Here is a 9,158-nt window from a genome sequence, read left to right on the forward strand (position 1 = left end):
TGAATAAAGATTCATCATGCGTTATAATAACTTTTGAAGGCATAATTAAATAAGCCTACGTAATACGAATTTATTAACCGACATGCACTGTTGGTGCCGTGAAATAGTCGTAATAACTTCCATAGATTGATTCATCATAATGTTTAGATAAATTACGAATTCGCGATTTTACAGTTTTGTCGGTAGTGCCGATTTGCTTGGCGGCTTTTCGGTACGAATCAGTTTCGATGAATGCTGACGCTGATGTGAGAGTTAGTTCGTTAGCATTCGATAGTAAGAACGTGACTAGTTGGCGCTGGTCGCGTTTTTTTATTCCCTTAATCTCGTCATCTTCTGTCGTTGGCGCGACTTCGATGATTTCGTACACTTCGTTTAGAATTCCGTCGTCATCCTCGTACATTACTTCGGTGGTTCGGTTATCGCGTAGTGTTCTTTTTCTGGCTAAATCGATGCAGCCGAATTTTATGGCGCTGTATACTGCGTTTTTGAATTTTCCTTGACCATCGAACTTAGTAGCGATGTCGAGTAACTTTTCGTTTATCATCGATTCGACGTCCAGTTCGTCTAACTTGTACCTCCGAGAGAAAGTGCTTACTATTCCGAATCCCCCTTCGTAGATATATTCGTAGATTTCGCAAAATGCTTTTTCGCATTTCGTTGTTTGATACCGTAGTACTATTTCGTTGATTGGCATGTTTTGTATTCCTCCTATAATAGTATTATCGTTTCTAATTTCAAAGTGCGGAGTAGATATTGAAAAGTTTTTAAAAATTGTTTATTTACTTACTCCTTAGATAATAATATAATTAAAGTGGTTGAGAAAGTCAACCCTTTTTTATAACTTTTGTCACAGGGAGAGAATTAGGTCTATGGTATCGTATGAAAAACTACGGAGTTTACTAGAATCTCGCGGAATTTCCTTCCGTACTTTACGAAAAGAAGTCGGCATTACATCGAACGTTGCGGCCAATTTAAACAACGATCGTCCCGTATCTATCGAACGTTTAGCGGAAATTTGCCTGTATTTAGACGTCCCTATCGAAGCTGTCGTCGAAGTACTACCGAAGGAAAGCGATTGAGGCGCCGTAATTGGCGTCTTTTTTATTTCTTCGATAAATGGTAAAATATTCTGCGGAGGTGTGCGACTATAGACGTTATGTTGCGTTGTAACTTGCGCGACCGTCGCTTAGATCGCGGACTTACGCAGTATGAGCTAGAAGTACTATCGGGCGTTTCTCGTCATACGATTTCTGCTTACGAGAACGGCAGCTCGAAATTACAGGTTAAGACTGCGGTAAAGTTTGCGATTGCCCTCAACTGTACGCTTGACGAATTATTCGAATATAAGCGTATATGACTACGGTCGCGGACGGGCTTTTATCGCCGTCCGTGGGAATGTTAAGGAATTCCTTAACAGAACATATGTTACCGCTAATATTACCATGATTACCAGATGTTGTCGATAAGTTTCGCCATATTCCGACTCTTTTATTTTCGCATGTATGTCGGACTAGTTAACCCTACGGAGATAGTGTTTTCCTTCGTTACAGACGCCGCAAGACTTCGCAATGCCTCCGGCCCATTTGCCGTCAAAATAGCGTTCGCATCCTTCATCGGTATTGCCCCGTAATTTACCGTGTACAAGCGTTCGCCGCGTAAGAGAATCGCCACTTGTTCGTTGAAGCGTCGTCCTGCTTTGTCGTTATCGCCCGCTGCAATAATCGCGTCATACGGCAAGCATCGAATTATATCCGCTTGCTTCCGATTGAACGCTACACCACCGACCGCCACTGCGTTAAAGCCCGCCGTTTGCCACGATAGCGCATCGATTTCCGCTTCACATACGTAAAGGTCCCCGCCAGTAACAACGTTTGCGCCGTACACTAGCTGACGTATCGGATGCGCTCCTTTTTCGTAGAAGAACGTCTTACCTCGCGTCGCACGGTACTTTACGTTGGCAAGGCGGCCATCCGGTAAATACCACGGAATCGCAACGAAGCCTTTGTGCCGGGTCTTGCCTACGCCTGCTCGCGCTTGGACTTCCGGACTAATGCCGCGCTTCGTTAAATACGGCGACGTTAGCTGCTCGATTAATGCGCAGTCGAGTGGTCGGAAAGGCTTACGCTGCTTTAGCGGTGGGACGATTAGCTTTTGACGCTCCGTTGCTTCGCCTATGCCGTAAGACTCAACGAGGTAATCTTCCGTTTCTTCGTACGTTTCGTTGCGTAGGAAAGCGAGTAGCTTCGTAAAATTGCCGGAAGCCCAGTCGGAATCGTAAGCGCCTGAATCTCCGAAACAGCCGGCGTATTCACCGTCGTAATTAACGAAGAACGATGGCGTTTTATCATAACGGAAGGGCGATGCTGCGATTAGCTTATCGGCGTTGGGCTTAACGGACAACCATTCGAAAGCGTCGAGTTCGTTGCGGATGTCTACGTTTAGCGGTTGTCCGCGAACGGTAATTATCGGCATGAGTGTGTCCTCCTTATTAACTATAATCTTGGAAATATAGTGGCGCAAGGAATAGCACTCGTCGATTAAAAATTAAATTCTGTAATCGCATTTGCGCCTGTCTCCGCTTCCTTCACTACGCCATACTGCGGCATATAAAGTATCTCCGACGTATTCCCTTCGCCACCGTCGCGCCCTTTAAATACGCCGACTAGCGCTCGCCCTTGCTTATACGCTGAGTCTACGCCGATTAATAGCGAGGCATCTTCGAGTAGGCTTTTCGTTTTCTTGACGTCCTTCCTATTCGGTAACTCTAGTTCGCGCTCGCCTTCGTCATCCTCGGTAGGTGTCGTTTCCTCCGCTTGGGTAATAGCGATAGCAACTACGGACTTTCGCCCGGCAAGCCTACGTAATAACATCGAAGTATTAGCTGCGTCACCGCCCGCCGTTTTGGACGTATTCGCTTCGTAGTCCAGGAAGTAAAACGGATCGATTACGACATAATCCGCTTTCGTCATCGTAATATCCGCTTCTAGCGCTCGTAGCGTTCTATTCCCAAAGTCCTCGTCATCAACGGCACGAACCGTAATATTACCCGGTATAATTTCGTTTAGTTGTCCGACGAATGTTCGGAAAGCGCCTTCGAATTCATCGTTCAATTGTCCGAGCCTTACGTCGCGGCTATCGAAGCCCGCCGACATATCTACGCCGTTTAGGTGGGCCGTTGTAATACCGGATTCTCCCGACAAGCTAACGTAGATACGTACGAGGACTTCGTACCATCCCATTTCCATCGCCCATATCAGAACGTTCGCGCCTTGTGATGCGGCGTATATGGCGTCCTCTAGCGCAATGACCGATTTACCTCGTCCCGACTTACCGAATATCGTATATAAGTTACCGCTGACGTATTCCCCGATTGCGCTAAACTTGCTACGCCATATGCGGAATGACTCGCCGGCTTTCCTACGTTCGTACTCCGATAGAAACTTCGCTGTGTCGTTTTTTAAATCCGTCCCCACTTTTTCTCGAACGTCTGTTCTCAGTTTAATCGCTTCTAACCGTTCTGTCAACGTGTCGAGGAACGTCGGCATGTCATCGCGGTTACTTTCGAAAAGCCTCGCCAGTTCACCGTTGTTAACGAATTCCGAGAACTGCGCGTCCGCCGAATCGTTCATTAATTTTCGCGTTAGAAAGCCGTACGATTCTCCGACTTGTGGCGTATAGAAAAAGCCGGGACATTCTTCGGTAACGGACGCATAGCTTGGCGCTTGGCCTCGGTTAGTCGTGGCGTAGTCACGTATGAACCGGTAGGCTTTGCGTTCTGCATCCGTATTGAAATGCGCTTCGGTGACGTTATGGCGATCGAGTGCGGAAATATCGTTGTTATCAATAATCTTCGATAATAGTAATATACCGTAGTTACTCAATTAACGTTTCCTCCTTTTTCGATGTAATTTCGGAAAACCGCGTCGTTGCTGTATCGGACGCGTATTCGGCGATTCCGTTGTCTACCGTATACGGGTACTTTTACGCCACTACTTACCCGACAAGTCGTAATACCAATCGGCTTCCTTATCGAGTTGCTCGTCGGTTAATTCGTTAAAGTCGCCGTGGTCGATCCCGAGATCACCCGCGATCATTACGCAGAAGTTAATCCAGTACGCGCGTTCTTCTTCGGTAAACTTCGTCATCTAAACGTATCCCCCTTATACTTCCGTTTGAATTTCCAAGCCGATATATCCCCCGACCATACCTTCTTAACTTTTCCGCATTTAACACATCCGAATGTATAAGGTAAAGTGTCTACCGTTTTCCATCCGTGGTTACAGCGGATTTGTTTTAGTAAGAATTTCATCGTCCGCTCACCGCCTTCAACTTCTCGCTAACTTCCGCAATGCGCTCCGTATATTCCTCGTCCTTACCACCGAAGAATTCGTTTAATAGCGTCAAGTCGTTCAACTCGTCGAGTAGTTCGTCCACTTGCGCCTGTTTCTGCTGACGACTTTTCGGCTTTGGCTTCGGCGTCACTGGCGCTACGTTTTCAGCACTATCGACATTAACCGTGAATGATAGTCCGCTAAGTAGCGATGGTGTTACGGGGTGATCGTAGTTGGCGATGAATACTTCGGCGTGTGTTGCGCCACAAACGAACTTCACTTCGTCATGCGCACCGATTGTATATTCGCCAGTATTTACGCAAGATACGTCGTACCAAATGTCCTCTTCCGTACCGTCCTCGTCGACCATGAATTCGTGTGTATAAGCGTCCACTCGGAATAGTCTGCGTCCATAACCGTTAATCGTTACGATGTCACCGATATTTGCAATGGGTTTTAATTTTGGATTCATGCGTTAGCCCTCCGTTTCTTTTAGTAAAATCCGAATAATTTAAACGCTATTGCTTCGGCTAGGAGATACGTGAAGCCCCCGCCGAATACCGTAATGTGCGCTCGTACTGCGTCGCTTTTAATAGTTAGCGCTCGGTCGATATAATAGAACGTAATTAGCGTAAGTGCCGGTATGCCTACGATTATTATTGCGATTTGTGTTAGCGCGGTGAGCATCGTTACGCCTCCGTTTCATTTAAGAGATTCGCGTTTTCGTATATGTTCCCGACGACTTCATAGTTGTTTAACCAGTCGATAGGCATGTGTATTTCTTCATGTTTACCACTTATAGTTTTCGTGGTTTTATAATCAAATGAACAACCAGTAACCCCTACTACACCTATTTGCGAAAAACCCTCTTCGCGGTCATAATCAATTATTCCTCCGCCGCTGTCTCGGTATGGCACGTATTCGTCCTCATGCCATACTTTTAAAATATCTCCCTCATAAATCTCTACACCGTTCTTGTCGGTGAGTCCTGCGTACTGCATTACTTCAACATCTTCGTCAACTGGACCGTGATATTTCGGCGTATTAACCGCATCGAGCTCGCCGTCAATCCAAGAAAGTCCCCATACTTGCCTTAATCGTTCGCCATCCCACGCTCTAAACTTAATCTCTCTCATCATCGTTTCCCCCTTTTCGATTCACCTACGAAGTGTAATACCGCGCATTGGTCGCGCATCCTATCGGCAAGCCTCGCATCGAACACGGTCGCCATTTCGGCAATCGGCAGATTCGACGTATAGAGCGTAGGCTTGCCGTTTGTAGTTCTAGCGTTAATGATCGCGTGTACAATCGATTTAAACGATTCACTTGCGGACCTAATACCTACGTCATCCATTACGAGGAAGCTGACGTCCATTGCCTTGCGCATTTCGGCCGTTACCTTCGCCAAGCCTGCTTCGTCATGCGTCATGGTAGCGAGGTTGTAATCCGTTTGCAGCTTATTGACGTCGAGAAATAGCGCCGGCCGTTGCTCCGCCTGTTGTCCGCGTTTGAGCGAGCCGAGGTAATGAGCGACGATATATTCTGATATTAAACTCGCCGCAGTCGTGGTTTTCCCCGTGCCTGGCGATTCGCTCCAAAGATATAGCGATTTAATCCGCTGTCCATCTGCGTCAAACTGGCGTTCAAACGTCGCTACATAATCCGCTAATAGCCCGTAGATGTCCGCCTGTTCCTTGCGCGCTGGCGACGTTGCTAGCGTGATGTTCCGATATTCCGACGGCACTTTCGCAGCGCCTATGCGGCCGCCCTTTGAATTTAAACCGGTTAAAGCGATTCTGTGCGCGCAGGTCATTAGGCACGTTTTGCAGCCTCCGCGCTTATGTGCGTCTAGTAAGCAATTTCGCGTCATTAAAGTGCCTCCTTTATCCGTACAGACGGTATTAAAACTTCGGCATTCCATCGCAATTCCATTTCCGTCGTTAGTTCACGGTGCCAACGTGTAAGTCGGTTAGGTCGGACGCCTCTGTGATGTAATCCGCAAATCGTTTGCCCTACGAATACTGCGTAAGTCTTACGATGGTCATTCGGCTTGGCGACCGTTAAATTAATGAAGTCCGCTTCTTCCTTCGTATCTACTACGATTAACTCGAAAACCATTCCGCCACCTCCTAAAGCCAATCGGCTAATTTATCGATATTGTCGTTATCCGACGTAGCGACCGCTCTGTCTACGTCTGCCTTGCGTTGTGACTCCGCTTGTAACCGCTGTAAGTGCCGCGTCATATACGTAACCATAAACCCATACGATAGCCCCGGATATTGCGCGGACGGCTTGTACTCGTCGAAGCAAGCGTCGATGAACGCCTTGACAAGCGCCTTATCGTATTGCCCTTCACGCTTCGCTGTGCCGATGTAACGTCCTAACATGCCGGCTTCTGCGTTAAAGCCTCGGAAAGGTACGTAATCTACGCCGTAACGACGCTTGTGTTCGTCGACTAAGTAATTGCGGAAGTGGGCGGTGTTCCACTTTTCCGTAGGTAATTCCGTGTAGTGCTTCGTCATTTAATCGCCTCCGTTGCAATATCGACGCATTTATCATATGCCTCTTCGGTAGTACGTAAAGGCGCAGGGTCGATTAACCATCCGTCAGAATTTGCGATAGTTTCCAACGCTTTACGAAATTTATCGCTCTTACGCTGAAATTCGAAATGAGACGTCATCCATTCATTTCTATTCGTGTTAAGCGCTTTATTTCTCTCTCGTAATCTCTCAACCTCCGCCAGCAGCTTCGGAATATCTTCGACCGCATGACTTAGGAATTGAACACCGACGTCGTTTATACGCCGTTCCCATACTAAGTGGTATTCGTCGATTAGCGTTGATTCGACGTTAATTCTCTTACCTTCCTCCGCTCGTTTGCGGATTGCTTCGATTTCTTCCGTTGTTAATCGTGTCATTTTCCGATTCCCCCTCGTTAATTAAACGTTATTTTCGTTACTCCCGGCACTAGCGCCAATATCGCTTCAATCGCGCGCTGGCTCGCTTGTTCCGACTGCTTCCGTACCTCGCCGTCCGCTTCGATTTCCTTACGTACGGATGCGCTCGCCTTTGCGTATAACAACTGGCGGTCGACTTCCGTGAAGTCCTTGCGTAAAGCCCCGACTTGCTTATCGATGACGATCGCGTCGTAAGGCAACTCCAGCGCAATTAATTCGATGTCCGGCGTATTAATGATGATTTCGTTATTAGCCGTGATGACTACGTTAGCCGCCGTAATGTCTGCGATGTTAAAGCCGGTTTTAAACGTACCGTGTAGCGTCATGTCGAACGTCTTGTCGCCGAACCACTTGGCGTCGGTATAGCGGAATTCCTTTTCGACTACGCCTTCGAGTCCGACGATTTGTAAGTTCTCAGTAAGCGCCGTGATGACCGTTTGCTTATCGATTATATGCGTTGTCGGTACGCTTAGTTGCTCCGCCTCTTTTTCGATAGACGACGCCTTGTTACCGCTCATGCAGGCCGTTAGCGTGACGACTGCGGTTATGACGACGAGGGCAAACGTTGCTAGCTTGCGTAGGTTTAGCGACATTAGGCGTTGACCCCTTCGATTTTGATTCCGAGTATGTCGAGCGTTTCACGGATACCTTCCATTGCGCCTTCCGCTCGGATAATCGTAGGCGTTGTCATTCCGAGATTTGCTGGTAGCATTCGTATATCTTCGTAGTACTCGCGCACCTTGTCCTTCGGCGACTTTTCGACTTCGTATCCGCTGACTAGCGCTTGCATGAGTTTGTCCTCCGACTTATTAGCGCTCGCCCATTCGTAGAGTGTGTACGTCGTAGCCGTATGAGGTTGCGTATGATTGACCGCACACATAAGTATTTCGGCGTTGGTAAATTCGAGCGTGCGTAATTCCTCGATTGCTTCGATCACTTCCGATGGTAGCGTTACTTTTGCGTTTGACATTCGTTATTCCTCCGTTTCATATTCGTGTATTTATCGTGCCTGTGAGCCTCCGTTTGTATTCCGTGAGTATTTCTTTAGGTGCGATGGTAGAACGCCTGTAATCGTCGATTATGACGGTTAAAACGCGTACTACGTCGTTTGATGCCGGCGCCACCCGTACGCCTATTCTTTTGAACTTAAGTTCCTTCGATTATATATAGTAGGTATTTATCGTAGGCACTTAATATTAGCGTTATAATCTTTTATAAAAACATCTGCGACTGAACGATAGTGAAGGAGCAATTACTTGAACTTTATTTTACTCTCGCAATTACTAAGTCTAGTTAAATGAGTATAGTTAAGTAAGTCTAGTTAGTCTTCAATTGGTGAAGTACCCTCCCTCAAGTATTGAAGTACTCTACTGCCTATATTGAAGTAGGTAAGGTAAAACTATCCGGCGGAACTAATAGCGTGTATTCATTCGATAGGTGCGAAATACCGCGTCGTCTTCGCGTTATTTTAACGAGTTCCAATTCTTCCAAACGCTTCAACGCTGCTCTAACTGTATTCTCCGAACAACATGCTTTCTTTGCGAGTGTCTGAACGCTAGGATGCGATTTCATAGACGTATTATCTGCGTACATACATAAGATTGCGTAAACTAGTTTCTGCGATGCTTTATCGAGGTGTACTTCGTCGTTTATTACGCTTTTAGTTACGCGGGTGAAGCGTTGATCCTGAAAATCTAGCACGTTCAACTTCGTATCCTGCGTCATTTCTCCGACTCTCCTTTTGGCGACCGAATCGTCCATACGAATAATCCCGAACCAATCAGCGCCATATAAAGTAGAAATAATACCGTTCCGTATTCCGTCATGTTATCGCCTCCTTACTTCTAATATCGAAATGGAATCGCAAGTGC

At 46.8% G+C, this 9,158-nt stretch carries 16 protein-coding genes; 2 read left to right on the forward strand and 14 right to left on the reverse strand.

Annotated elements, in window-relative coordinates; all coding sequences use genetic code 11:
• Positions 1 to 73: 73 nt before the first annotated feature.
• Positions 74 to 694, reverse strand: a complete 621-nt coding sequence (locus tag BMZ04_RS05905) for a sigma-70 RNA polymerase sigma factor region 4 domain-containing protein (protein WP_093266644.1) — start codon at positions 692 to 694, stop codon at positions 74 to 76.
• 175 nt (positions 695 to 869) lie between these two features.
• Between BMZ04_RS05905 and BMZ04_RS05910 the strand changes: the two genes are divergently transcribed.
• Together BMZ04_RS05910 and BMZ04_RS23120 are read left to right on the forward strand one after the other, a co-directional pair.
• Positions 870 to 1,079: a helix-turn-helix domain-containing protein gene (locus BMZ04_RS05910; protein WP_093266647.1), complete on the forward strand. Its 210-nt coding sequence runs from the start codon at positions 870 to 872 to the stop codon at positions 1,077 to 1,079.
• Positions 1,080 to 1,156: 77 nt separating this feature from the next.
• Complete coding sequence (locus BMZ04_RS23120; RefSeq protein ID WP_093266650.1) at positions 1,157 to 1,357, forward strand: helix-turn-helix transcriptional regulator; 201 nt, start codon at positions 1,157 to 1,159, stop codon at positions 1,355 to 1,357.
• Between the two features lie 131 nt (positions 1,358 to 1,488).
• Here BMZ04_RS23120 and BMZ04_RS05920 read toward each other — a convergent pair whose 3' ends face one another.
• The 13 genes from BMZ04_RS05920 to BMZ04_RS05975 all read right to left on the reverse strand — a co-directional run bounded on the left by BMZ04_RS05920 (position 1,489) and on the right by BMZ04_RS05975 (position 9,012).
• On the reverse strand, positions 1,489 to 2,472 hold the full coding sequence (locus BMZ04_RS05920; RefSeq protein ID WP_093266652.1) for a toprim domain-containing protein: 984 nt from the start codon (positions 2,470 to 2,472) through the stop codon (positions 1,489 to 1,491).
• Positions 2,473 to 2,537: 65 nt separating this feature from the next.
• Positions 2,538 to 3,524, reverse strand: coding sequence for a P-loop NTPase family protein (locus tag BMZ04_RS05925; protein WP_369802628.1), 987 nt, complete (start codon positions 3,522 to 3,524; stop codon positions 2,538 to 2,540).
• Positions 3,525 to 3,989: 465 nt separating this feature from the next.
• Positions 3,990 to 4,145 carry a hypothetical protein gene (locus BMZ04_RS22275; RefSeq protein ID WP_177184342.1) on the reverse strand — a complete coding sequence of 52 codons (156 nt, stop codon included), beginning with the start codon at positions 4,143 to 4,145 and terminating at the stop codon, positions 3,990 to 3,992.
• A gap of 160 nt (positions 4,146 to 4,305) precedes the next feature.
• A complete protein-coding gene (locus BMZ04_RS05930; protein ID WP_093266658.1) occupies positions 4,306 to 4,803 on the reverse strand; it encodes a hypothetical protein in 498 nt (165 codons plus the stop codon).
• A gap of 20 nt (positions 4,804 to 4,823) precedes the next feature.
• The gene (locus BMZ04_RS05935) at positions 4,824 to 5,018 is read right to left on the reverse strand and encodes a hypothetical protein (protein WP_093266660.1); all 195 of its coding nucleotides are present in this window, start codon (positions 5,016 to 5,018) and stop codon (positions 4,824 to 4,826) included.
• A 2-nt stretch (positions 5,019 to 5,020) separates the two neighbouring features.
• Positions 5,021 to 5,467: a YopX family protein gene (locus BMZ04_RS05940; RefSeq protein ID WP_177184343.1), complete on the reverse strand. Its 447-nt coding sequence runs from the start codon at positions 5,465 to 5,467 to the stop codon at positions 5,021 to 5,023.
• Complete coding sequence (locus BMZ04_RS05945) at positions 5,467 to 6,201, reverse strand: ATP-binding protein (protein WP_093266663.1); 735 nt, start codon at positions 6,199 to 6,201, stop codon at positions 5,467 to 5,469. Before BMZ04_RS05945 ends, BMZ04_RS05940 begins: the two co-directional genes overlap by 1 nt.
• Positions 6,201 to 6,449 carry a hypothetical protein gene (locus tag BMZ04_RS05950; RefSeq protein WP_093266668.1) on the reverse strand — a complete coding sequence of 83 codons (249 nt, stop codon included), beginning with the start codon at positions 6,447 to 6,449 and terminating at the stop codon, positions 6,201 to 6,203. The genes BMZ04_RS05945 and BMZ04_RS05950 overlap by 1 nt, the downstream gene beginning before the upstream one ends.
• Before the next feature lie 11 nt (positions 6,450 to 6,460).
• Positions 6,461 to 6,853: a hypothetical protein gene (locus tag BMZ04_RS05955; protein ID WP_093266672.1), complete on the reverse strand. Its 393-nt coding sequence runs from the start codon at positions 6,851 to 6,853 to the stop codon at positions 6,461 to 6,463.
• Positions 6,850 to 7,248, reverse strand: a complete 399-nt coding sequence (locus tag BMZ04_RS05960) for a hypothetical protein (protein WP_093266675.1) — start codon at positions 7,246 to 7,248, stop codon at positions 6,850 to 6,852. The genes BMZ04_RS05955 and BMZ04_RS05960 overlap by 4 nt, the downstream gene beginning before the upstream one ends.
• Before the next feature lie 17 nt (positions 7,249 to 7,265).
• Positions 7,266 to 7,880 carry a DUF4230 domain-containing protein gene (locus tag BMZ04_RS05965; protein WP_093266678.1) on the reverse strand — a complete coding sequence of 205 codons (615 nt, stop codon included), beginning with the start codon at positions 7,878 to 7,880 and terminating at the stop codon, positions 7,266 to 7,268.
• Entirely contained in the window at positions 7,880 to 8,257 is a 378-nt protein-coding gene (locus tag BMZ04_RS05970) for a DUF1642 domain-containing protein (protein WP_093266681.1), read from the reverse strand. The genes BMZ04_RS05965 and BMZ04_RS05970 overlap by 1 nt, the downstream gene beginning before the upstream one ends.
• Positions 8,258 to 8,661: 404 nt before the next feature.
• The gene (locus BMZ04_RS05975; RefSeq protein WP_177184344.1) at positions 8,662 to 9,012 is read right to left on the reverse strand and encodes a helix-turn-helix domain-containing protein; all 351 of its coding nucleotides are present in this window, start codon (positions 9,010 to 9,012) and stop codon (positions 8,662 to 8,664) included.
• Positions 9,013 to 9,158 lie beyond the last annotated feature (146 nt).

Origin of the sequence: Psychrobacillus sp. OK032, from assembly GCF_900111345.1 — a bacterium.
In the GTDB taxonomy this organism is placed as follows: Bacteria; Bacillota; Bacilli; order Bacillales_A; family Planococcaceae; genus Psychrobacillus.

Coding starts and splice junctions, on each gene's coding strand:
- BMZ04_RS05905 (WP_093266644.1), bottom strand. CDS start 694: ATGCCAATCAACGAAATAGTACTACGGTATCAAACAACGAAATGCGAA.
- BMZ04_RS05910 (WP_093266647.1), top strand. CDS start 870: ATGGTATCGTATGAAAAACTACGGAGTTTACTAGAATCTCGCGGAATT.
- BMZ04_RS23120 (WP_093266650.1), top strand. CDS start 1,157: ATGTTGCGTTGTAACTTGCGCGACCGTCGCTTAGATCGCGGACTTACG.
- BMZ04_RS05920 (WP_093266652.1), bottom strand. CDS start 2,472: ATGCCGATAATTACCGTTCGCGGACAACCGCTAAACGTAGACATCCGC.
- BMZ04_RS22275 (WP_177184342.1), bottom strand. CDS start 4,145: ATGACGAAGTTTACCGAAGAAGAACGCGCGTACTGGATTAACTTCTGC.
- BMZ04_RS05930 (WP_093266658.1), bottom strand. CDS start 4,803: ATGAATCCAAAATTAAAACCCATTGCAAATATCGGTGACATCGTAACG.
- BMZ04_RS05935 (WP_093266660.1), bottom strand. CDS start 5,018: ATGCTCACCGCGCTAACACAAATCGCAATAATAATCGTAGGCATACCG.
- BMZ04_RS05940 (WP_177184343.1), bottom strand. CDS start 5,467: ATGAGAGAGATTAAGTTTAGAGCGTGGGATGGCGAACGATTAAGGCAA.
- BMZ04_RS05945 (WP_093266663.1), bottom strand. CDS start 6,201: ATGACGCGAAATTGCTTACTAGACGCACATAAGCGCGGAGGCTGCAAA.
- BMZ04_RS05950 (WP_093266668.1), bottom strand. CDS start 6,449: ATGGTTTTCGAGTTAATCGTAGTAGATACGAAGGAAGAAGCGGACTTC.
- BMZ04_RS05955 (WP_093266672.1), bottom strand. CDS start 6,853: ATGACGAAGCACTACACGGAATTACCTACGGAAAAGTGGAACACCGCC.
- BMZ04_RS05960 (WP_093266675.1), bottom strand. CDS start 7,248: ATGACACGATTAACAACGGAAGAAATCGAAGCAATCCGCAAACGAGCG.
- BMZ04_RS05965 (WP_093266678.1), bottom strand. CDS start 7,880: ATGTCGCTAAACCTACGCAAGCTAGCAACGTTTGCCCTCGTCGTCATA.
- BMZ04_RS05970 (WP_093266681.1), bottom strand. CDS start 8,257: ATGTCAAACGCAAAAGTAACGCTACCATCGGAAGTGATCGAAGCAATC.
- BMZ04_RS05975 (WP_177184344.1), bottom strand. CDS start 9,012: ATGACGCAGGATACGAAGTTGAACGTGCTAGATTTTCAGGATCAACGC.